Annotated in this window: 17 protein-coding genes and 5 pseudogenes; 6 read left to right on the top strand and 16 right to left on the bottom strand. The window is 68.0% G+C overall.

Annotation, left to right across the window (positions count from 1 at the left end):
* Positions 1-6: 6 nt before the first annotated feature.
* The 4 genes from ACTVZO_RS00285 to ACTVZO_RS00300 are packed head-to-tail and all read right to left on the bottom strand — an operon-like array spanning position 7 to position 3752.
* Entirely contained in the window at positions 7-1341 is a 1335-nt protein-coding gene (locus tag ACTVZO_RS00285) for a hydroxymethylglutaryl-CoA reductase, degradative (RefSeq protein ID WP_443296342.1), read from the bottom strand.
* Positions 1338-2414 (bottom strand): mevalonate kinase family protein, encoded by a 1077-nt coding sequence (locus ACTVZO_RS00290; RefSeq protein WP_443296343.1) that lies wholly within the window; start codon positions 2412-2414, stop codon positions 1338-1340. The genes ACTVZO_RS00285 and ACTVZO_RS00290 overlap by 4 nt, the downstream gene beginning before the upstream one ends.
* Positions 2407-3417, bottom strand: a complete 1011-nt coding sequence (gene mvaD / locus ACTVZO_RS00295; protein WP_443296344.1) for a diphosphomevalonate decarboxylase — start codon at positions 3415-3417, stop codon at positions 2407-2409. The genes ACTVZO_RS00290 and mvaD overlap by 8 nt, the downstream gene beginning before the upstream one ends.
* A gap of 8 nt (positions 3418-3425) precedes the next feature.
* Complete coding sequence (locus ACTVZO_RS00300) at positions 3426-3752, bottom strand: hypothetical protein (protein WP_443296345.1); 327 nt, start codon at positions 3750-3752, stop codon at positions 3426-3428.
* Positions 3753-3816: 64 nt separating this feature from the next.
* On the opposite strand from ACTVZO_RS00300, the pseudogene ACTVZO_RS00305 reads away from it, so the two are divergent.
* A pseudogene (locus ACTVZO_RS00305) lies at positions 3817-4443 on the top strand (MFS transporter); the annotation flags it as partial.
* A gap of 42 nt (positions 4444-4485) precedes the next feature.
* On the opposite strand, the gene ACTVZO_RS00310 reads toward ACTVZO_RS00305, so the two are convergent.
* The 5 genes from ACTVZO_RS00310 to ACTVZO_RS00330 all read right to left on the bottom strand — a co-directional run bounded on the left by ACTVZO_RS00310 (position 4486) and on the right by ACTVZO_RS00330 (position 8917).
* Entirely contained in the window at positions 4486-5748 is a 1263-nt protein-coding gene (locus ACTVZO_RS00310) for an MDR family MFS transporter (protein ID WP_443296346.1), read from the bottom strand.
* Entirely contained in the window at positions 5745-6893 is a 1149-nt protein-coding gene (locus ACTVZO_RS00315) for a PLP-dependent cysteine synthase family protein (protein WP_443296347.1), read from the bottom strand. The genes ACTVZO_RS00310 and ACTVZO_RS00315 overlap by 4 nt, the downstream gene beginning before the upstream one ends.
* A 131-nt stretch (positions 6894-7024) precedes the next feature.
* Positions 7025-7444, bottom strand: coding sequence for a hypothetical protein (locus ACTVZO_RS00320; RefSeq protein WP_443296348.1), 420 nt, complete (start codon positions 7442-7444; stop codon positions 7025-7027).
* A 247-nt stretch (positions 7445-7691) separates the two neighbouring features.
* Positions 7692-8642 carry an IS3 family transposase gene (locus ACTVZO_RS00325; RefSeq protein ID WP_443296349.1) on the bottom strand — a complete coding sequence of 317 codons (951 nt, stop codon included), beginning with the start codon at positions 8640-8642 and terminating at the stop codon, positions 7692-7694.
* A complete protein-coding gene (locus ACTVZO_RS00330) occupies positions 8618-8917 on the bottom strand; it encodes a transposase (protein ID WP_443296350.1) in 300 nt (99 codons plus the stop codon). The genes ACTVZO_RS00325 and ACTVZO_RS00330 overlap by 25 nt, the downstream gene beginning before the upstream one ends.
* A gap of 265 nt (positions 8918-9182) precedes the next feature.
* On the opposite strand from ACTVZO_RS00330, the gene ACTVZO_RS00335 reads away from it, so the two are divergent.
* The 3 genes from ACTVZO_RS00335 to ACTVZO_RS00345 all read left to right on the top strand — a co-directional run bounded on the left by ACTVZO_RS00335 (position 9183) and on the right by ACTVZO_RS00345 (position 13046).
* Positions 9183-11246, top strand: a complete 2064-nt coding sequence (locus tag ACTVZO_RS00335) for a hypothetical protein (RefSeq protein ID WP_443296351.1) — start codon at positions 9183-9185, stop codon at positions 11244-11246.
* 258 nt (positions 11247-11504) lie between these two features.
* Positions 11505-12584, top strand: a complete 1080-nt coding sequence (locus ACTVZO_RS00340; protein WP_443296353.1) for a hypothetical protein — start codon at positions 11505-11507, stop codon at positions 12582-12584.
* Between the two features lie 183 nt (positions 12585-12767).
* Positions 12768-13046 carry a transposase family protein gene (locus ACTVZO_RS00345; RefSeq protein WP_443296354.1) on the top strand — a complete coding sequence of 93 codons (279 nt, stop codon included), beginning with the start codon at positions 12768-12770 and terminating at the stop codon, positions 13044-13046.
* 134 nt (positions 13047-13180) lie between these two features.
* On the opposite strand, the gene ACTVZO_RS00350 is transcribed toward ACTVZO_RS00345, so the two are convergent.
* The 7 genes and pseudogenes from ACTVZO_RS00350 to ACTVZO_RS00380 form a co-directional block, all read right to left on the bottom strand.
* Entirely contained in the window at positions 13181-13399 is a 219-nt protein-coding gene (locus tag ACTVZO_RS00350) for a hypothetical protein (protein WP_443296355.1), read from the bottom strand.
* Positions 13400-13974: 575 nt separating this feature from the next.
* Positions 13975-14925, bottom strand: a complete 951-nt coding sequence (locus ACTVZO_RS00355; RefSeq protein WP_443296356.1) for an IS3 family transposase — start codon at positions 14923-14925, stop codon at positions 13975-13977.
* Entirely contained in the window at positions 14901-15200 is a 300-nt protein-coding gene (locus ACTVZO_RS00360) for a transposase (protein WP_443296350.1), read from the bottom strand. The genes ACTVZO_RS00355 and ACTVZO_RS00360 overlap by 25 nt, the downstream gene beginning before the upstream one ends.
* Before the next feature lie 406 nt (positions 15201-15606).
* A pseudogene (locus ACTVZO_RS00365) lies at positions 15607-16313 on the bottom strand (IS6 family transposase); the annotation flags it as partial.
* 93 nt (positions 16314-16406) lie between these two features.
* Positions 16407-17483, bottom strand: a complete 1077-nt coding sequence (locus ACTVZO_RS00370) for an FUSC family protein (protein WP_443296357.1) — start codon at positions 17481-17483, stop codon at positions 16407-16409.
* Positions 17484-17686: 203 nt separating this feature from the next.
* Positions 17687-17929: pseudogene (locus ACTVZO_RS00375) on the bottom strand (transposase family protein); the annotation flags it as partial.
* A 290-nt stretch (positions 17930-18219) separates the two neighbouring features.
* Positions 18220-19299, bottom strand: a pseudogene (locus ACTVZO_RS00380) (ISAs1 family transposase).
* 132 nt (positions 19300-19431) lie between these two features.
* Here ACTVZO_RS00380 and ACTVZO_RS00385 point away from each other — a divergent pair.
* Positions 19432-19875 (top strand): annotated as a pseudogene (locus tag ACTVZO_RS00385) (IS6 family transposase); the annotation flags it as partial.
* A gap of 70 nt (positions 19876-19945) precedes the next feature.
* Entirely contained in the window at positions 19946-20665 is a 720-nt protein-coding gene (locus ACTVZO_RS00390) for an IS6 family transposase (protein ID WP_443296358.1), read from the top strand.
* Positions 20666-21723: the final 1058 nt, after the last annotated feature.

The following is a 21723-nucleotide window of genomic DNA, read 5'->3' on the forward strand; positions in this document are numbered from 1 at the left end:
CAGACGCTATGTGGTGTCGTAATTCTCGGGCGGCAGTGTGCTGGGATCCGCCGACGGCTGTGACAGGGCAGGGGGCCTGGGCAGGGAGCGTTGATGGAGCGCCATGTGGCCGCGTTGGATCCCCTCGCCGGTCAGTGCGTGAAGCGCGGCGAGGTTCTGGGCGAGCCCGACCGCGGCCATGACGGTGGCCAGCTCCCTGGCTCGGACCGTTTCCAGGAGTTTGAGTGAAAGTGAGGCCAGCGGGTTGGCACGAATGCGCTCGCCGACCGTGCCGACGACGAGGGGCGCTTCGAAGAATCCGTGCAGCAGTCCGTTTGAGTAGTTCCATGTGGCTACTGGTTGGTAGGTTCCAGTGCGTGCCGCGTATGAGTGCACACCTGCTTCGATCGCCCTCCAGTCCTGGCCGGTGGCGACGGCGACCGCGTCGATGCCGTTCATGATTCCTTTGTTGTGGGTGGCTGCGCGGTGTGGATTCATGGTCGCGAGAGCTGAAGCCTGTGCAATGCGACGGGCAGTGTCAGGGCCGTCGTGGACTGGATTCTTCAGGAGATGGTCCGGGAGGCTGACACGAGCCCGTGCAATGCGGCTGTCAGCCAGGTTGGACAGGATCCGCACTCCAGGGACACCCCCGGTTACTGCCACGACTTCGGGGGTTACCGTCTCAAGCAGAGTGTTTACGCTGTTCGCACCCATGGCATCGCCGACGTCGACGATGAAGGTCACCAGGAGGGTCCCGTCCGGCAGAGCCTGGGCAGTGATCTTACGTGTACCAAATCCGCGGGATACCATCCGCGGCTGGAGGCGGCGGGCCTCGGCCACGAGGCGGTCGGCGGCTTGGCTAACACGTGTGGCTGCCGCCTGAGCATCGAGCAAGTCGACGATGTGGATCTGTCCCGGCATCAATGCGGGGTCTGCGTCGGCAGTGATGCCGCCACATGCTCGGACAAGGCGTGCCGCGTGGCAGGCAGCGGCCACTACAGCGGGCTCCTCAATAACCATGGGCACAATGCGATCGTGGCCGTTGATCGTGAAGTTGAGGGCAATGCCGTAGGGGAGGCCGTACACCGACACCGTGTTTTCGATCATGAGATCGGCCTGGGTGATCGGCAACGGTGCCCCGCTTTCCAGGAGATCGCGCTCGCTGGAGTCGAGGCCTGCTGTTGCGACCAGCCAGTTGAGGCGGTCGCGCAGTGACGAACGATGAAAGCCCGGATGGCGTGACGTCGTTCTCTTCGCAAGGCCTGCGGCTTGGTTCCGGTACTCGGGGGGTCGCCCCGCACCCTCGGTTTCGTACGATGGCACAGCGGTTTTCTGCGTTCTCCTGCTGGCCTGGTCGCTCACTTCTCTTCCTTGCCCTGATGGGCACGGCCTGGGCCGTCCATCAGTTCAATTGGTTCGTCCAGTTCAATTGGTTCGTCCGCGATGCGGCCGGACTGCACCACGTGCACTCCGCCGTACTGCGGTCTGAGGCTGAGGACGGTTGCTCCCATCCGCTGCCACCCTGCCCTGACGGCTTGGAGGTGGGGGGAGGCGAATCCGAGGGCCACAACACAGTCGCCGCCGACCGCTCCAGAGCCCTTGGCCGCGGTCGAAGTGCCGGTGGCAGATCGGACGAGCTCGGCGATCCGCGCACGCGCGGGGAGGCCGAGTTCCTGGGCAACTGCGTCCAGAAGGCCGCCATAGCGGGAGACCGACTCGAGCACTGCCGGTGCGGACCTCTCCTCCAGCGCACCCCAGAAGTCGTTGAGGACAGCGTGCATCCGACGAAGATGTTCGGCACGGCAGGGCAGCGCATCGAAACGTGCCACGCTCGCCGCTGTATCGGTGCCGATGCCGCTCCAGGCTGCTGCGAACGTCAGGCCGGGAGGTGGTTCTACGGGGACGGCATGTGGGACCGCGCCGGACATCCGGTAGCCGAGCCATCCTCCGAACGTACTCGCTGCCACGTCAACGCCGCTGCCGAGACCGTGCTGGTGCGCGCGGTGCACGGCAAGTGCAAGGCTGAACAGCCGGAGACGAAACTGTGGATTGGCGGGGTCTTCACCGGCCACCGCAGCGAGCGCACCCACGATTGCGACCGTACTCGCAGCGCTCCCACCAAGTCCGATTTTGCCCTGTGGGCAAGATGGCACAGCCCGGACGGTGACGTGCTGGGGCGCCATGTGGCGAAACTCTGCGGCGGCGGTAGTAGCGGCCAGCGTCAAGAGAGCGGCCTTGGGCACCGAGGACGCGTCGGACAGCGGGGCATCCACACCGAGCTCGGGCGCGTTGAGCCACCAGCCCCGTGGACTGGAGCGGCAAAGGCACTCGATGCCGCTGTCCACTGCCACCACCAGGGCCTGGGCGCCCTGGAGCACGGCGTACTCCCCCATGATGACGAGTTTGCCCGGCGCGAAAACGCGTACGTCAGCCATAGCCCCTCCCGACGGTACTCGGGACGGATCCAGACCAGTCTGGTGGCAGCTGTGCCCAGGAAGGCGGGGCGGTAACGATGCTCGGGGCCCGACCGGGAAACGAACGCAGCACTCGGATCACGCCGGGTACTGCGGCGATTGCGGGGGCGACGCGCTCGGCGCTCCCGGGCTCGCAGATGACCTTCACCTGCGGGCCGGCGTCTATCGAGAAGTATGCCGGTACGCCTGTCTTCCGTAGTTTCCAGACCTCTCGGACGACCGCTAGCGTCGCGGGTTCCCAGTACAACAGGGGTGGGTCGGCACCGAGGGCCGTGGCATGCATGCGCAACGCATTGCGCTCGATGGCTGGGCCGAGCACTTGTATGTCCTTGTTGAGGATGGCCCCCCGCACGACCGGCAGGTCTTCGGCACCCGCCGCCAGCCAGGCCTCGTAGAAGGGCGAGGTGGCAGCGGTGCGGAGCATGCCTTCCCGGGATGAGACGTCTTTGGGCCCTTCGCGCACCACGGCGATCACCACGTCGACTGGCCAGTGCTCGGGAGTCGCGATCTGGGTAACGCTGCCGCCCTTTCCGGGTCGCCATTCCACGAATCCGCCCAGGAGAGACCTACATGCAGACCCGGAGCCGCTTCGGGCCAGTTCAGCACGTTCCGCGTCGCGGGGCTGGGGGTCTGCCAGCCCCGCCAGCAGGGTGGTCACAGCCGAGTAAGCCGACGCCGACGATGCCAGGCCTGAACCGGCGGGGAAGTTCGAGGTCACGACGATGTCCAAGCCGTCGCCGATGCCCAGTCTCTCCCGTGCTTGAGCGACGAACTGCGTAAGGCCGGCAGCGGGGGCAGGCGGGTTCCAACGGCAGTAATCGCCCTTCCCCGTGCCCCGCACACGGGCACCTGCCAAGCTGCTCAGCCCCTCAAGAGTGAGAGACAGGCTGCCGCCAGCAGCGTCGTTGACGTTCCCGCCCGCCTTGCCCCAATACTTGACCAGAGCAAGATTCGCGTTGGCCACAGCCCAGATCACAAGTCCCCGATCCGTTTCACGAAGTCTCGGAGTGCTTGATCTCGTGCGGCCTCGCACATCGCCGGTGCAACTGAACGACCTGGCACCTTCTCCATTACCGACATGCGCGCATCCGCGGCATCGAACCCGAAGGAGGAAAACAGCCTGTCGAAGGGAGGCGGCAGGGGGCGGGGACTTCCATGATCCGCGATCACTGGGGCCAGTTCGTCGGCGACCGATTCCAGCCACAGCGATCGAAAAGCACCCAGTCCACGGTCACTGGCCGGGAAGCACTGCGCCATCACCACATACTCGTCCACGATGACGTGTTCAACGTCGTCCACCCATGACATGGTTGCACCGCCTTAGCGAGCTGGATGCGCTCCCGTCAACACCGTCGTCTACGTCCGCGACCACCTCGGCCGCACCACCGGCGACGTGGCCTTCGCCCTCGGCGCATACGGCGCAGGCTCCATGCTCGTCGCCCTCATCCTTCCGCGCGTCCTCGACAAGGTCGCCGACCGCACGGTCATGCTCCGCGGCGGCCTCGCCCTGACCCTGGTCTTCGCCGCCGTCGGCGTGATCACTTCGGCTTCCGGCGGCGGCTGGCGCTGGCCGGCACTCCTCGGTGCCTGGGCCGCGTTCGGCGCGGCCTGCTCCATGGTCCTCACCCCGACCGGCCGGCTCATCCGCCGCTCGGCCGCACCCGAGGAGCGGACACCCGCTTTCGCCGCCCAGTTCTCCCTCTCCCACGCCGCCTGGCTGCTCACCTACCCCCTCGCCGGCTGGGTCGGCGCCTCGGCGGGACTGCTCGCTGCCGTTGTCGCCCTCGGAGCGATCGGCCTCATCGCGGCCGTGTCGGCGGTGTGGCTCTGGCCCGCCCGCGACGCGACGGACAGCCCTCACGTCCACACCACTCTGGAGCCCGGCCACCCGCACCTCCAGGACGCGGTCCAGGACGGCGACGGCTGGCGCCACTCCCACCACTGCACGTCCGACGACCTCCACCTCGCAGGGGCGAGCGCGACCCGCTGACTGGCCGGTGGGCACCAGGATCCCCGGGTGCCCACCAGCCGTTCAACCCGCCGGTACCACCTCCCGTACCGGCGGGCGCAGGTACCCACCGCGCTCCAGGCCGGTCACGGCAGCGGCGCACAGCAGGCCTGTCGCAGCCAGCGCCGCCCACGGCAGCCATGCGACACCGGCGTCGAACAAGACACCCACTCCCAGGTTCCCGGCGGCGACCGCAACCCCCGACGCCGTGTTGTAGGCGCCGTAGTACGTAGCCACGAGCCGTTCGCCGGACAGCCTGACCACGGTGTCCATCTCGAAGGGGTAGAGCAGCGCCCCGCCCCAGGCCAGGAGCGCGGCACACAACACCAGCCCGGCGACCCCGACGACGGTCCCCGCAACTCCGTCGCCGTACGGGCCGAGAAGGAGCGGCAGGAACGCCACTCCCATGACAGCCAGCCCCCACGCGATCGCCGCGGGCCCGGACAGCCTGCGCTTGGCCCAGGCCGTCAGTTTCAGCTGGCCCGACAGAGCGGCGAGCGCCGAGACGGCGAACACGGCGCCGGTCACCACGCCGCTCCGGTCGCCGAACAGGTCCCGGGCCCGCAGCGGCAGCGCCAGGTACACCTGGAACGCGAGCACGTAGGACCCGGACATGGCGACGGCGAACAGCAGGAACGGCCGGTTCGCCGCGATGGAACGCCAGTCGCGCAGCACCGCCCGCCAAGCCGGCTCGGCACTGCGATCGGCCGGCGGCCGACCGGGCAGCGCCCGGCCCTGGAGCAGGGCCAGAGCCCCGAAGATCCCGGCCGCCACCAGGCACACCAGCCGGAAGTCCCACGCCAGCAGGGCCAGTCCGGCCAGCGGGCCGACCAGGATGCCCGCCTGGTAGAAGACGTTGAACGCGGCGAACGCCTCCACCCGCCGCTCCGGTCCCGCCTCAGCCGCCAGATACGCCCGCACCGCCGGGTTGAACAGCGCCCCGGCCAGCCCCGTGAGCGCGGAGGCGACGATCAGCGCGGGGAGCGACTGCACCACGCCGAGCAGGGTGAAGGCGACCGTCCGCAGGGCGCACCCGGCCAGGATCATCGGCTTGCACCCGTACCGGTCAGCCAGCGTCCCGCCGACCAGGAACATGCCCTGCTGGGAGAGGTTCCGTACGCCGAGCACCAGGCCGACCGCCCAGGCGGCCAGTCCCAGACCGTGGGCGAGGTGGTCCGCGAGGTAGGGCATCAGCATGTAGAAGCCGAGGTTGATGGCGAACTGGTTGACCATCAGCAGCCGCACGCTCGTGTCGAAGGACCGCACCTGGGCCCGCAGGCCCTTCACCGCACGGCCGCCGTCCGCAGCACCGGGCGGCGGGGCTCGCGTCCGAGCGGGTCGCGGACCTGGCTGCACCGGGTCCACCCGGTCACCGCGCACTCGTCCGGCGCCGCGATCTCGTCCGGCTCCTCGGGCGGCTCCACCCCGAGAATGCCCTGCTCGGCGCACCACGCGTCGTTGTAGACGGTTTCCAGGTACCGGTAGGGGCCGTCGGGGAAGACGGCGGCGATCCGCGTCCCCGGCGGCATCGTCCGTGCCGCCCACCCCGCGACGAGCGCCACCGCGCCCACGCTCCAGCCCCCGGACGCGTAGTGCTGGCGGGCCAGCCGCCGGCACGCCCACACCGCCTCTCCGGGCGCCACCCAGTGCACCTCGGAGAACGCTCCGTAGTCCACGTTCGCCGGGTGGATGCTGGAGCCCAGCCCGCGCATCAGCCGAGGGCCGACGGGCTGGCCGAAGATCGCCGAGTTGACCGAGTCCACCCCGATCAGCCGTAGTCCGGGGGAGTGCTCGCGCAGACCGGCCGCGATCCCGGCGGAGTGCCCGCCGGTTCCCACCGCCGCGACCAGGACGTCGATCCGGCCCAGCTGGGCGATCAGCTCACCGGCCAGTGGCCGGTACGCGCCGACGTTGTCGGGATTGGCGTACTGGTCCGGGCAGTACGCGCCCGGCGCCGCCGCCAGCAGCTCGCCGACCCGCTCACGCCGCGCTGCCTGCCAGCCGCCCGTGGGGTGAGGCGACTCGACCTGGTCGACGAAGGCGCCGAGCGCCGTGAGCAGGCGTACGACCGAGGGCTCCATGCCCGGATCGGACACGACCGTGACCGGGTGGCCGAAGGTCAGGCCGGCCAGGGCCAGCCCCAGGCCGAGGGTGCCGGAAGAGGACTCGATCACGGGGGCGCCGGGCAGCAGCTCGCCGCGCAGCCGGGCCTGGCGGATCATGTGCAGGCCCGGCCGGTCCTTGATGCCGCCGGGGTTGCACCCCTCCAGCTTCGCGTAGAAGCCGCGGCCGGGCGGGGCGAAGGGCTGGTCGATCCACAGGACCGGAGTGCTGCCCACCAGCTGCGCCGGCCGCCGGGCGACCACGGGCACCGGCGCGTGGGAGAGGGGAGAGAGGGGACCGAAGTCGTCGAGCAGGGAGAGGTGGTTCATCGCGTACGGCTCCTACGCGCGTCCACGGGGACGTGGGCGCACGGGATAGGCAGTTCTCAGGGCGCGCGAGCACGCTCGACACCGCTCTCGGGCATGCGCCAGAGGGCGGACGACGTCGTGCGGGGGCGCTCCTACTGCCGGCAGACGCAGTTCAGGACGAGCGGAGCCGGATGGCCCGGCGGGCCCGCCTCGCCTGCGGAACGCAGGGAAGTGGTGCGCTGTTCCGGTACCGGGAGCGCAGCGAGTCCGTCGGAGGAGACCGGGACGGTCGCGACCGTATCGGCATGGGTGCGTGGCCGGTCGACGGCGTGGTCGACGTGGTCGGTCACGCCGTGCTGGTGCAGGGGTTCCTGCGCCTCGGAAGGGATCACCGGCCCTTGCAGCGCGCGATGCTGTGTGGAGGGGCCTGACACCGAGGCGTGGGGGCCGCCGAAAGCGGCGCTGTGTGTGGCCACCGCGATGTGCGCGGCGACCACCAGAACGAGCCCTGGCAGGAGGAGCACGCGACAACGTCGCAGCGTGCCCATCACAGTCCACCACCAGCCGATCATTCACACATCGTAATCATGCCGATGCTTAGGGTGGTAATCGACTAGGACTGAATGCCCCCATCTGTTGCTATTCGTACCGACAAGGCCAGATCCTTTGGACTTGTGAATAAGTGCGGTGGTGACAGCGGATGGGCGTCAGCTATGACGGGGTGACGGCCCCAGGACAAGCGGAAATCCGGTGGCGACCATGGCTGCCATGGTGTGACCAAGACGCTGTGTCAATCCCCTGGAAACGTAGAGTCCTCTTCTATGCGGCTTCGGCCCTCTGGTGGGCTTGGCTGCGTTGCTGGCTGATCTTCTGTTCGAACTCCACGGGTGGGAGTCCGCCGGCACGGGTGTGGCGGCGTCTGGTGTTGTAGAAGTCGGCGATCCAGGTGGCGATCTTGATCCGGGCTTCGGCGCGGGTGGTGAACCGGTGCCGGTGGATGTACTCGGTCTTGACGGTGGAGTTGAACGCCTCGGCGGCGGCGTTGTCGAAACAGGACCCCACGCGGCCCATGGACTGGACCACGCCGAGTCGGTCGCACAGGCTGTTGTAGGCGGCGGAGGCGTATTCGCTGCCCCTGTCGGAGTGGAAGATCACTCCGTCCACGTCGCCGCCGCGGGTCGCGGCGGCCATCTGCAGGGACGCGCTGACCAGGGCGGCGTCGTGGCGGGCGTCCATGGCGTATCCGAGGCAGCGGCGGGAGAACAGGTCGATGACGGTGGCCAGGTAGAGCTTGCCCTCGCCGGTGTCGATCTCGGTCATGTCACCCACCCAGAGCACGTCGGGAGCGATCGCGTCGAAGTGCCGTCCGACCAGGTCGCGGGCTGCTTTCCGCTTGCCCTGGCGAGTCAGGCCCTTGCTCTTTTTCGGTTCGCGGCCGTACCAGCCCTCCTCGGACATGATCTCGGCGACCGTGTTCACGGACACTTGCCAGCCCTCGGCCCACAGGTCAAGCGTGATCCTGGGCGAGCCGTAGGTCCGACCCGACGCGTCGAAGAAGTGCTTGATCCTCTCGGTCAGCGCGGCCCGTCTGACCTCACGCTTCGTCAAATTTGCAGGCCTGCCACGCCATTTGTAGTACCAGGCCGGTGACACACCGAGCGCGCGGCAGGCCACGGTGTGCGGGATCTTCTCCTCGGTCCTGCAGTCGCTGATCACCCCGACGAGTACCGCCGGGTCCCAATCAGCTACTTCACCCACAGGACCATGCATCGCTTGAGGACATCACGCTCCATCCCGAGCTCGACGGTCTCCTTGCGCAACCGCTGATTCTCCGCCCGGAGCCGGGCCAGTTCCTCCCGCTCGGATTCCTCCAGAGGGCCGGTACCCGTCTCCGCGGCCCCGCGGGCCCGGCTCACCCAGGTCTGCAGCGTGCCCTCGTGCACACCCAGATCCCGCGCGACCTCCGCAGCCGGCTTGCCCGTCTCCAGCACGATCCGCACGGCCCCCTCACGGAACTCCGCGTCGTAGCTACGTCGCTTCCCCACCCTCAACTCCTTATCGGGTCACGACTCCACGCTACGAGGGGAAGCACACTGCCAGTAGGTGCGAATCAGCACTATGGCTGTCATGGCCGTGACTGTTCCTGTGTCTGGACCGTCGTTGTGGCGGGGCCGCCGCGGCTGGTGGTCGTGATGCCCCATGACGAGGACTGGGTGCGATGGATGGCTCTCGGTCTGGCGCGGCTATCGCAAGCCTGGGGAGGCAGTGGCAGCGTGGTTGTCCCCGCAGCCGCGGTCGGTCACCCCGGGGATGGTTGACCGCTTCGTCGCCGGTCAGCAGGTCGAGGACCCAGCGGCTCGTGAGGCGACCACGCAGATACTGCGGGATACGGCATGGAGCCACGCCACCGTGGCACAGGCCGAGGAAGCCGCTGAAGATCTGCGGTCGCGTTGGTCCGTGAACCGGCGCGAGGAACATGCGCAGCTGACTCACCTGTTCGATGGCTGTTCCCCCTCCGACCTCACTGAGCTCGGGGCTGTGGCTCGGGTGCCGTTGTACGGGGTGCCGCGTGGGCTGGTAACGACGACTGAGGCTCTGTCCTACGCGATGGTGATTGGAGTCCAGGAGCAGTTGGGCACGGCAGAGGTGGACGCCTCCGCGTGGCAGGCAGCCACGGTCCACCAGACTGAGCCGGAGGCCGTGGCCGAGGTCCGCGTGTCGGCCGGTCCGCATGCCTTTGCTGTCAGGTCACACGAAGCGGCGCTGTGCATACCGGTCCAGCGTGGGATACCGAACCGGGACACACTGCTCGTGTTCGGGGGCAAACCTGAGGATTACGCCCTGGCCGAGGCGCTGAGGCAGACGTACAGCCGTGCCTTTTGGGCTCCGCGGAGCGAGCCGTCCCGGAACGAGGGATGGCCCTACGTCCGGTCCTACACGCAAGACCGGATCCTGGCGACGAGCGCATCCTTGGCTCTCGACCAGGTGCGGGAACGGGCTGAGTCCAGTTGGCGACTGCGCATCCCGTCAGTGGATCCCGACCGCGATGCGGCACCTGAGGCGGTGGCTTACGCGGAGGTGGACCTGTCCTGCCGGCAGACGGTGGTGCTGCGCGATGCCTGGGAGCAGCCCTGCTCGCTGCCGCTGCTGGTGGGCAAAGAGGGGAGCCTCACCGCCGTACTCAGCCTGCCGGGAGAGGTCCCCGCCGGTCTTGACCCCGATCGACACCGATGGCAGGTGACGCTCACGGCAAAGAACCATCCCGTGCCGCCGCTCCACACGCTTACGGGCTCCGCTGTGATTGCAGCCGATCACAACCCGTGGGAGACCTTCGTCAGGCCTGCGGACGGCGGGATCACCTATTGGTCTCACCGGTTCGACTTCGTCTCTGCAGGAGCGTCTCTCGCCGGGAGGCTGGCTGCTCCCAGGCTGTCCTGGCCGGCTATCGGGAGGGTTCTGCAGCATGCTGCCGTAGCCCAGACCACAGCGATCCGCCCCAGTGCGGCCGGGAAGCGGGCCGCCATTGCAGAGAAACTGCTCGGTTCACGCACCGAGCTGGAACAGCTTGCCTCCAGCCCCGGGTGGCCGGTGCTTCGTGCCTTCACATCGAAGAAGACGTCCTGGGACCTGCCACCGGACAGCGCATGGGAGCTGAAGTCGGGGCTCGTGCTGTCGTGGGATGCGGCCGCTGCGTACAAGCAGGACGACTGGGACGAGCACGCAAGGCGTGCCGACCTGGACAGATGGGCGAGTCAGGGAGTCGTTCGCCGGGGGCTCGTTCTGGGCTGCTGCCACTGCCCGATCTACGGGTTCTACCCGCTCGCCGAGATCACTCAAGCCTACTCGTGCCGACGATGCGGTGGTGAGAACAGCCTGATCCAGAGACGGTGGAAGTCGCCGATTCCTGAGCCGAGCTGGTACTACGAACTGCATCCGGCGGTACGTGAACTCGTCGAGAACGACGGAGATGTGCCCCTGCTGGCGACCCAGTTCCTTCGAACCCAGCACTGGGCCCGCCCAGCGCTGGTGTGCGAGGAGTTCGAGGTCCTCCGAAGCGGCAACCCGTTCGTGGAGATTGACTTCGCCCTGGCCACGTTGGACCAGGTGTGGCTTGGCGAAGCCAAAAGCGGGGATGTGCTCGGGAGCAGTCCCAAGGAGCAGAAGGGCGAGGCGTACAAGCCTATTGAGGGCTGCGTCGCCCTTGAAGCAGATGGACTTGTCCTGGCGACGTCCAAGCCCGGATGGTCCGATACAACGGGGCAGGTTCTCAAGCACGAAGTACAGGGCAGGCGAGTTGCTTCACGCGTGACTCCCAAGATCGTTCTCCTCGCCGGTCTCGGCACGAGCCCCCACCTCACGGTACTCAAAGCCTGACGAGGCGATCCCCTCCTTGCCCAGGCGCGACTGACCGCACTGCACTGGCGAAGGGTCCGGGGCCGGTCCGCCGGCCACGGGCCCCTTGCAGCCCATCGCCCCCTTGCCCGGCAGAGCCCCTTCGAGAGCCCGTATCCACCGGCTGGTCCCCCGATCGGTCCATGACCGGACCTCCGAAACCGCGAAGAGTGTGCCTCGCAACATGCAGGCGCCTCCAACGGGGATCCGGCCTGGAACGCGCGCAGAAGGAGACAGGGCATGAGGTCGATCATTGCAACGGGCATCGCGACAACCGCCATCGGAGCGGCCGCACTGATGCTCCCAGGAGCCGCACCGGCGTTCGCGGCGGGTCCCACGATCCACAACGCCACGGCCCCCACGACCGGTGGGACGACCGCCGACGGCGGCTCGGGCAGTGGCACGGCCACGGACGGCGGGAGCACGGATCCGGGCATCCCCGGCGGCACCGGGAAGGTCCAGTTCAAGTCAACGGCCCTCGGCCGGAAGAACATCCTCACGCCGGACAGCATCAACATCTCCGGCACGTGCCCCTCCGGCACCGACACCGTGGCATCGATCACTTCACCAGCCTTCGACGGTCCGGCGACGATCACCACCAATGCCGGCTCGGGCTTCGAAGCCACGGCAAAGGTGAAGTCGGGCCTCACCCCGGGAGAGCAGTCGGTCACCGTCACGTGCACCGCTGCGAGCCAGGTCCCGGGAGCCCCGCCGGTCAGTGAGGCGTTCCAGAGCACTTTCAACGTCGCGCTTCCCTACACCCCGCCCGTTGACCCGGGGACGATCCAGTTCAAGTCGACGGCCCTCGGCCGGAAGCAGATCCTGACGCCGGACAGCCTCAACATCTCCGGCACCTGCCCCGCCAACGCCAACGCTGTGACGTCGATCACCTCGAACGCCTTCGCCAACCCGGATGGCCCACCCCCGGGGAAGGCGACGATTACCACCGCCGACGCCTCGGGCTTCAGAGCCACGGCAGAGGTGCTCCCGAACCTCGCCCCGCGGACGTACCCGGTCACCGTCACATGCTCGGTGCCGAGCACGACCTCGAACGGCAATCCGAACAGCGAGACGTTCACCGGCAGCCTCTCCGTCGCGCTTCCCTACTCGCCGCCCACCCCCACCCCCACCCCCACCCCCACGCCGACCCCCACGCCCGTGACCCCGCACATCCCCAAGGGCGCGCCCGACACCGGTGTCGTGACCGGCGGCGGGCACCAGAGCCCGCTCGAGGAGACCGGTGAGGGCCTCGGTGTGGCCGCCGCCATCGCAGCGGCCGGACTCCTGGGCCGCCGCTGGCTGCGGGTGCACCAGCGGTGAGCGGCTACCCGAACCAGCCGATGCCAGGCTTCCCCGGGGCCAGGGCTGTCCCAAAGTCCTGGCGGGTGGTGAAGGTGCTGGTCACGGCGTGGTGACGATGTCGGTGAGGGCCGCTACGAACAGATCGAGGCCCCCATTGTGGACGGATGACCTTGCGAGTCGTCGTCCAGAACCGGAGCCTCGATGTGCCGTCAGTCTGCCACCGCCCGTCTCGTCAAGTCGCCGTCACTTGCGGGGTGTTCGGGGCGGTCGTTGGCAGAGCGGGTGGTCAGGCTGCCGGACCCACGCCATCGCCGGGGCGTGCGTCACCCGTTTGTGTCGGTGCTGCTGATCGCCGCATCCGCGGTGGCCGCGGGCGCACGCTCGTACGCGGCGATCGGGCAATGGGCCGGCAGCGCCCCGCAGCAGGCACTGGCCCGGTGCGGCGCACGCCTGCTGACCTCGCTGATGCGCGACGTGTGATTTTCAGTGGTTGGCGACAGGGCTTTCGGTAGGTGTTTTTGCTGGTGGGCGGGTTGCGGGGTGTCGTTCTTCTGCTGAAGGGCCGGTGTCGTTTCCCGCTGAAGGTCTGCTGTCGCGTGTGTGGGGGTGGGTGGTTAGCGGTGTTCGGGTCGGTGCCTGGTTCCGTACCACCGGTCGGGGTGTTCGTGGGCCTGCGCATCGCCTGTGGCGGCGAGGGCGGCCTGGCGTCGTAGGAAGCGCTTGTAGGTGATCATGCCTGCTGCGAGATAGGTCATCGCGATGCTTCCGGGTATGGCGACGGCGAGGTACAGGATGTTGTTGTCCGCGGTGGGCGGGATGCGTTCAGACCACACCAGGCTGGCCATGCCCAGGGGGAAAAGGAGCCAGCCGCGCATCATTTTGGGGCCGGTCCGGAATTCTGTGTGCGTGTGGGCGAGCCGGCGGGGCCATGAGGTTCGTCCGAGGGCCTCGCGTCGCATCCGGAGGGCGGGGTGGGGTCGCGAGGACGCGGGTCGGGCGCGGTAGCCCCGGCTGCGGCGCCGGATCTCGGGATCTCACACAGTCGTCCCCGAGTTCGGCGAGTGCCCGCAGTTGTCCGGCGTCGTGTCGGTCGCGGTGCTGGCGCTGGTTGGCGAGCCGCACCTCGGTGCGGTGGACCGCCCCGGGCAGATCGTCGGGCTTGTCAAGGAGGTGCTGGCGGAGAGTCGGGCGAGTGTTCTGGTGTCGGGGCGGAGCGGGTGCGGGACCTGGCTGTGGCTGCCGTGGGTGGTGTGTGGGGGCTGTTCGGGTGGCGATGTATCGATTCGTCGTGCGGCGGATGGTGGCCCGGTTCAGGTCCGGGGGGCAGGGTGTCAATCCCCTGGAAACGTAGAGTCCTCTTCTATGCGGCTTCGGCCCTGTCAATCCCCTGGAAACGTAGAGTCCTCTTCTATGCGGCTTCGGCCCTCTGGTGGGCTTGGCTGCGTTGCTGGCTGATCTTCTGTTCGAACTCCACGGGTGGGAGTCCGCCGGCACGGGTGTGGCGGCGTCTGGTGTTGTAGAAGTCGGCGATCCAGGTGGCGATCTTGATCCGGGCTTCGGCGCGGGTGGTGAACCGGTGCCGGTGGATGTACTCGGTCTTGACGGTGGAGTTGAACGCCTCGGCGGCGGCGTTGTCGAAACAGGACCCCACGCGGCCCATGGACTGGACCACGCCGAGTCGGTCGCACAGGCTGTTGTAGGCGGCGGAGGCGTATTCGCTGCCCCTGTCGGAGTGGAAGATCACTCCGTCCACGTCGCTGCCGCGGGTCGCGGCGGCCATCTGCAGGGACGCGCTGACCAGGGCGGCGTCGTGGCGGGCGTCCATGGCGTATCCGAGGCAGCGGCGGGAGAACAGGTCGATGACGGTGGCCAGGTAGAGCTTGCCCTCGCCGGTGTCGATCTCGGTCATGTCACCCACCCAGAGCACGTCGGGAGCGATCGCGTCGAAGTGCCGTCCGACCAGGTCGCGGGCTGCTTTCCGCTTGCCCTGGCGAGTCAGGCCCTTGCTCTTTTTCGGTTCGCGGCCGTACCAGCCCTCCTCGGACATGATCTCGGCGACCGTGTTCACGGACACTTGCCAGCCCTCGGCCCACAGGTCAAGCGTGATCCTGGGCGAGCCGTAGGTCCGACCCGACGCGTCGAAGAAGTGCTTGATCCTCTCGGTCAGCGCGGCCCGTCTGACCTCACGCTTCGTCAAATTTGCAGGCCTGCCACGCCATTTGTAGTACCAGGCCGGTGACACACCGAGCGCGCGGCAGGCCACGGTGTGCGGGATCTTCTCCTCGGTCCTGCAGTCGCTGATCACCCCGACGAGTACCGCCGGGTCCCAATCAGCTACTTCACCCACAGGACCATGCATCGCTTGAGGACATCACGCTCCATCCCGAGCTCGACGGTCTCCTTGCGCAACCGCTGATTCTCCGCCCGGAGCCGGGCCAGTTCCTCCCGCTCGGATTCCTCCAGAGGGCCGGTACCCGTCTCCGCGGCCCCGCGGGCCCGGCTCACCCAGGTCTGCAGCGTGCCCTCGTGCACACCCAGATCCCGCGCGACCTCCGCAGCCGGCTTGCCCGTCTCCAGCACGATCCGCACGGCCCCCTCACGGAACTCCGCGTCGTAGCTACGTCGCTTCCCCACCCTCAACTCCTTATCGGGTCACGACTCCACGCTACGAGGGGAAGCACACCCCGAAGGTACACACCACCCTGACGCGGACAGGCAACTACCCACACCTAGACAACAGCTTCAGCTCAACCGTGCCAGGGCTCTACTTCACCGGCCTGCCGGCAGCAGCCACGTTCGGACCGGTCATGCGATTCATCGCCGGCACCCACACAGCCGCCCCACGCCTGGCCGCATCCATCACCTCCCACCTGCGCTAAACCCCGCATCCGGCCATGATCAATCCATGGGATCCGCCCCAGCAACCGGGCAGATCCCACAGCCCGGAAAGACACAGTCACACTGACGGGGCCGCGACCGCTCGAAGGTGCGTCAGAGCACACCGCGGCCCGTTCCGGCCCACCGCCCAAACCCTGGCGAACATGCCGACGACGCCGCTGACCTGACCCCAGACGGCAAAAACCAACCCTCATCTCGAACCCGCACCGGCCAGCCGCCACCACGTACCAGCGAGACCGAAAGTACGCCGAGACCCCGACGAACCCGGACAAAAACCACTCCGCCCCGCCGACAGCACGGAACCCCTCCATCACCCGATCCCACTGCCAAGACAGCCCGCGCGAGATCTCCACCCCATTACCGATCCCCCTACGGAAACGGCGCTCAACCCAGGACACCACCCCCCACTACACAACCCCAAAGGAACCGAACCTGTCCGTAACCACGACACAGGGACACCCGACCCGTCACGATCAAGAACCAACACAAGAAACACCACACCACCAGCCCGCCACGACGACACCGAACCAAAACACCCAAGACACCGCCACCCTGGCCGACAGCCCGCCACAAGTACTTCCGCACCCCGCGGACCTTGATGAAGACCTCGTCCAGGTGCCACTTATCGCCCGGCCGCGGGCGCCTGCGGCGCAGGGCGTTGGCGTAGGTCTGGCCGAACTTCAGGCACCACCGGCGGATGGTCTCATGCGAGACGACCGCACCGCGCTCGAGCATCATCTCCTCCACCTCTCGGAAGGAGAGCGGGAAGCGGAAATACAGCCAGACGCAGTGGGAGATGAACTCGGCCGGGTAGCGGTGGTTCTTGTACGACGGCACCCCGGACGACATGAACCCCCACCCCTCCGGACACCGACAACCCGAAGTCATCCCAGACCGCCGAACAAGGTGACAGCGCCCAGGGAGGGGCCGCGACCGGTCCGCCTACCCGGCCTGGTCGGGCTTGCCCGGGTCCGCCGGCGGAGCCGACAGCGGTCGCAGCAGTACGCAGGTGTCCAGGATCTTGTGGAACGGCCTGCGCAGGGCCACGGCCACGGCCTGCGGATCGGTCTCGCGGTACCGGTCGAGCAATCGGCGCGCAGCCGCGGCATCGGCGTTCGGATCCCGCCCCTGCACCATGGACTCGATGGTGCGGGCGGTCGCCTCGACGATGGCGGGCAGTTCCCGCTTCGCCCTCAGCAGGACCGGGCTCGGCCCGTCCCGCGTGCTCAGTGCGTCGGCTTCCACCGCGAGGAGGTCCACGTAGGGCGCGGTCTGGGCCAGTGTCCTCAAGCGGTCCGCCAGGTGGGCGACCACTTCCCTGTCACGCTTGTGCAGCGGGTTGAACCGCATCGCTTGCTGCGCTTGGTCCGACTGTTCGCGGCAGCGGCTGAGGCGCTGCGCCTCGTCCGCCACGAACATGCGACTGGCGCGGGCCGCGGAAGGGTCGCCCAGAGCGCCCACGCTGCTGCCGAGCGCCGCAGAAAGACGCGTGCTGCAGTCCCGCGCGATGGCCTCCAGCTCGCGGCGGGGGTGCGGAGGCCACAGCAGCGGCGCCAGCACGATGGTGGCCAGGCCTCCCAGCGCGGTCTCCCACGTGCGCGCGATGCCGTAGGCGTCCGGAGCCGGATTGGAGAGCACGAGCAGGGAGGACAGGCCGACCTGCGGATTGAGTACAGGTCCGGGCCCGACGTAGATGCCGATGAGCAGAGCCAGCCCCAGCACGAGCACGACGGCGGGCAGGGTCGGAGAGAGCAGGGTAACCAGGGACAGGCCCAGGCAGACCCCTGCCATCACGCCGACGACGCGCATAAGCACGGCGGTCATCGAGGAGAACGGGTCGCTGCGAAGGGCCATCAGCGGGGCGAGGGCGGCGTAGATGGGTGGGTTGCGGGCTCCCGCCCAGAGCGCCAGCTGCCAGCCGATCGCCGCGATGAGCAGGACGCGCCCGGCAAAGGGACCCTGGTCACGGAGCCGACCGACGGCCCGTGAGTGCATGGAGGAAGGCGTTGCGGAGCCCATCCTGCCACCGTACGGCGTACCTGTGCCCGCTTCCGCTCAAGCCGCGCCCGGGGCGTCCCGTCCCGTTCTGCAACTTGGGCACGCTGCCCCGTACCGAAGTGCGCACGGTCACTTCTCGCCGCGGGCGCCACTGAGGTGATCCTGTCACCCGAACCGGCACCAGACCCGAAAGCCCTCCGGCGGGCACTGAGCCTTTTCCATTCTCAGTCTGAGCTGGCCAGATGCAGGCTCAGGACGGCTTGGACGAGGGTGGTGATGCGGGTGGTCGAGCAGCGGAGCTTGCGTAGGAGGCACCAAGCTTTGAGGGTGGCGATGGCCTGCTCGACGAAGGCTCGGATTCGTGCGTGGGATCGGTTGGCATCCTGTTGACCTGCGGAAAGTGTGTTCCAGCGGCCGCGGCACGGGACACGGACCGTGCTGTTGGTGCCCTGGTATGCCTCATAGGCATCGGGGTTGGCCGTTGCCAGCCTTGGCAGGGTGTTAGACGTCATTGAAAACGCCTACGAGTGCGGCAGTTTGGGCAGCTTGGTGCCGACATGATCGGTAAGCGTGCCTGCCGACGAATGGGTGCAGATGTGGGGCGACACCTTGCCGACGAAGGGCGCGTGACGAGGCCCTCCCGGTATCTCTTGGCCGAGCGCCGGGAGGGCCGTGTAGCGCGCGGAGGCGCTGTGCTCACGGTAGAGGCTGACCCCAGGGCTAATTCATACTCGTGTTGATCATGTTGCGCCGCAGGTCAGGGGTCGTCCGAGGAGGTCGAGTGGGCGGGTGAACGGGGTGTAGGAGGTTCTCGGAGTCCGGCGGCGATGTTGTGGTGGCCGGCGTCGCGGAGGGTGTTGATCGCGAGGTTCCGGAGTGTGGGCATGTTCTCGGGTCCGTGGCCGGTGCGGATCTTGGAGGCGTCTTCGGCGAAGGTGGTGTCCCGGACGTGGTGGACGGCTTCGATGCCCCATTGCGCTCTGGCGATACGGCCGATGACCTGCGGTGATGCCTGGGACGACGTCATGCTGGCGATGGCGTGGATGGTCTGGCGGGTAACCTTGCCGGTCTTCAGGTCGGTACGGTGCCGCAGGATTTTCACGACCTGGACTATGTGGGGGAAGTCCAGGCTGAGATCGGTGACGGTGAGGGTGCGTATCGAGCGGGTCTCGCGTCGGCCGTGCCCCATCTCGCGGTCGTAGCGGCGGGCGGTCACTTCCTTCCACAGCAGGGCCTTGATCGCTGCGTAGAGGTTTGGCTGGTTTCCCTTGACCACCATCAGGTAGTGGGCGTTCTTGGCCTCGACCAGTCATTTTGCGTGTTCGCGCTGGGCGTGGAGGGCGTCGGCGGTGACCACGGTGCCGGTCAGGTCGCACAGGGCGAGGAGGGCGGTGAAGCCGGTTATTTCATTGGTTTTGTCCGGCACTCTCAGCTGGCTGACGGTGCGGCCGGCGGCCGTGATGGCGGACAGCAGGTGGGCTGCCGCCGTGATGTCGGTGCGTGAGCCGCGGGCGCTCTTGCCGTCGACCGCGACCGATTCCGTGCCGGTAGGGCTGTGTCCGAGGAGGTCGGCGAGTCCACCGGGGCACACGGCGACCAGCACTCGGCGCACCGTTGAAAGCGAGGCCGGACGCCGGACCCCGAGGGAGCTGCGCGGACGAAACCCCAGGCGGGCGAGGGTGTCTTGGGGTGCGTGGCGGGCCCATTGCCCGATCGCGGCGTAGGAGCGGGCCCCGGCCAGGACCGCGCACGCCGCGGCCAGGAGCACCGAGGCAAGGGCATGGCGGCGTCCGCGGCGATCACGCGGATCGGGCAGGGCACTCAGCCGAACGTTCATGTCGGGGAGCTCGCGCTACCGACGCGAGGGCGACTTGGTCAGACAGACGGCGGCAGACTGGTGCACTGTCACCTTGTTCGGTCGGTCTGGGATGATCTTGGGGTTGTGGGCGCCTGGGGAGGGGGGCCGCTCGTGTCGTCGAGCACGCCGTCGCACAAAAACCACCGCTACCCGGCCGAGATCATCTCCCACTGCGTCTGGCTGTACTTCCGCTTCCCGCTCTCCTTCCGTGAGGTGGAGGAGATGATGCTCGAGCGCGGCGTCGTCGTCTCCCACGAGACGATCCGGCGGTGGTGTCTCAAGTTCGGTCAGGCGTACGCCAACAGCCTGCGCCGCAGGCGCCCGCAGCCGGGCGACAAATGGCACCTGGACGAGGTCTTCGTCAAGATCCGCGGGGTGCGGAAGTACTTGTGGCGGGCCGTCGACGCCGACGGCAACGTGCTCGACATCCTGGTCCAGAACCCGCTCGACAAGGCTGCGGCCAAGCGCTTCTTCCGCCGGCTCCTGACCGCGACCGGGCAGGTGCCCCGGGTGGTCGTCACGGACAAGCTGAAGTCGTACGGGGCTGCGTGCCGTGGGCGCTGTCACCTTGTTCGGCGGTCTGGGATGATCTTGGGGTTGTCCGTGTCCGGGGAGGGGTCCGCTCGTGTCGTCGAGCACGCCGTCGTACAAGAACCACCGTTACCCGGTCGAGGTCATCTCGCACTGTGTGTGGCTGTACTTCCGCTTCCCGCTCTCCTTCCGTGAGGCCGAGGAGATGATGCTCGAGCGGGGTGTGGTCGTCTCCTACGAGACCATCCGCCGGTGGTGTCTGAAGTTCGGCCAGGCCTACGCCAACGCGCTGCGCCGCAGGCGCCCGCAGCCAGGCGACAAATGGCACCTCGACGAGGTCTTCGTCAAGATCGGCGGGGTGCAAAAGTACTTGTGGCGGGCTGTGGACGCCGACGGCAACGTCCTCGACATCCTCGTCCAGAATCGCCGTGACAAGGCTGCGGCCAGGCGTTTCTTCCGCCGGCTCCTGACCGCGACCGGGCAGGTGCCCAGGGTGGTCGTCACGGACAAGCTCCGGTCCTACGGGGCTGCGTGCCGTGAGGTGATGCCTTCGGTGGAACACCGTTCCCACAAGGGACTGAACAACCGGGCGGAGAACTCGCACCAGCCCACGAGGCAGCGGGAACGGGCGATGAAAGGGTTCCGCAGCGTCGGCGGGGCGCAGCGGTTCCTGTCGGCGTTCACCGGGATCTCACCCCACTTCCGGCCCTACCGGCACCTCATGACCGCTGGCCGGTACCGCTTGGAAATGAGGGTCCGCTTCACCATCTGGAACCGCATCACCGGCGCCACCGATATGCCCGCTGCGGCCTGAACCACAGCCGCCGCCAGCCCCCCGGTGCATCCTGACGCACCCTCAGGCGATCACGCCCTCGATAACGTGACAACACCCCTGCGCGAGCTCAAATCGACGGTCGAGCAGCAGAGCCGCTGACCCCCCGTCGCAGACCCGGCCGCACCTTTGATCCCGGCATCCCCATGAAGCGCAGGATCCTGTCGCGGACGAGAGCGGAAACCCTGCGCTTCTCGCGGTGTGCCACCGGCTGTCTAGCCTCATGGTGCCACTGAACTCGACGGCGATCTCGAACGCAGTCTCCAGAGCATGCTCGCCGCGACCAGCGCCGAGATCCACCCCCTGGAGGCCGCAGCCGGGCTCGACCAGCCCGTCAGGGGCATCCCCGGATGCCCCTGACGGGCTGACTGGGCACCAACACAGGAGCGCGGCCATTCGACTGCCCTCTGAAAGTGGCCCGGCTCCGGCAGGACTGCGGTGCCCTGGGGTCTTTTTCCCCTCCGGGCGTGCCCGTGCCCGGCCGGTCAGGGACGGTCCTGCCCGCACTTTCTCACTTCGCCTCGGCGTACTCGTAGACCGCGCCCCCAGAACGAGGCGGTCGCGTGGCCCTGTTCACGTAGTCGTGAACAAAGCCAGTCACGCCCGTCTTCACCGTGAAAGGCCTCGGCCAGGCCGGTCTGGCTTCAGCCGCATGCCGCCCGCAGCTGGAGTAGCCGGGACCCGGCCGCACCAGCTCAGCTCAACTACCGGCGGATCCTGCACCCTTCTGTGTGTTTCCCAGAGGCAGGAGGCGGGCGTCAGCAGCCCTCGGTCAACCCGGGGCGAAGTTCTCGCTCGTGGCCCGTGGGCCCTGGCTGATGTCGAACTTCACCGCCTGGTCTTCCACGCAGTAGCCCGCCGTTGATCACCGCGGTTGTTGTTCACCACTCGCGTCGCCTGTCGTGGACGGCCCCGGCCGCGTGCCGCCCCGTCCCCTTTTCCATCCAGCGGTGTTCCTGCGTTCCGCATAATTCAGCGTGGCTAGAGGCTTGATTGTGGGTCTGAGCTGGGGAAACGTGCCTGAGCATGCCGGTGAGGCG

The organism is Streptomyces sp. IBSNAI002 (genome assembly GCF_052244475.1).
GTDB lineage: Bacteria > Actinomycetota > Actinomycetes > Streptomycetales > Streptomycetaceae > Streptomyces.

What these genes read in the sequence shown, in the direction of transcription:
- ACTVZO_RS00290 (WP_443296343.1), bottom strand. Translation starts at nt 2,414, where the DNA reads ATGGCTGACGTACGCGTTTTCGCGCCGGGCAAACTCGTCATCATGGGG.
- ACTVZO_RS00315 (WP_443296347.1), bottom strand. Translation starts at nt 6,893, where the DNA reads ATGAACCACCTCTCCCTGCTCGACGACTTCGGTCCCCTCTCTCCCCTC.
- ACTVZO_RS00320 (WP_443296348.1), bottom strand. Translation starts at nt 7,444, where the DNA reads ATGATCGGCTGGTGGTGGACTGTGATGGGCACGCTGCGACGTTGTCGC.
- ACTVZO_RS00325 (WP_443296349.1), bottom strand. Translation starts at nt 8,642, where the DNA reads ATGCATGGTCCTGTGGGTGAAGTAGCTGATTGGGACCCGGCGGTACTC.
- ACTVZO_RS00335 (WP_443296351.1), top strand. Translation starts at nt 9,183, where the DNA reads ATGGTTGACCGCTTCGTCGCCGGTCAGCAGGTCGAGGACCCAGCGGCT.
- ACTVZO_RS00340 (WP_443296353.1), top strand. Translation starts at nt 11,505, where the DNA reads ATGAGGTCGATCATTGCAACGGGCATCGCGACAACCGCCATCGGAGCG.
- ACTVZO_RS00345 (WP_443296354.1), top strand. Translation starts at nt 12,768, where the DNA reads ATGTGCCGTCAGTCTGCCACCGCCCGTCTCGTCAAGTCGCCGTCACTT.
- ACTVZO_RS00355 (WP_443296356.1), bottom strand. Translation starts at nt 14,925, where the DNA reads ATGCATGGTCCTGTGGGTGAAGTAGCTGATTGGGACCCGGCGGTACTC.
- ACTVZO_RS00370 (WP_443296357.1), bottom strand. Translation starts at nt 17,483, where the DNA reads ATGGGCTCCGCAACGCCTTCCTCCATGCACTCACGGGCCGTCGGTCGG.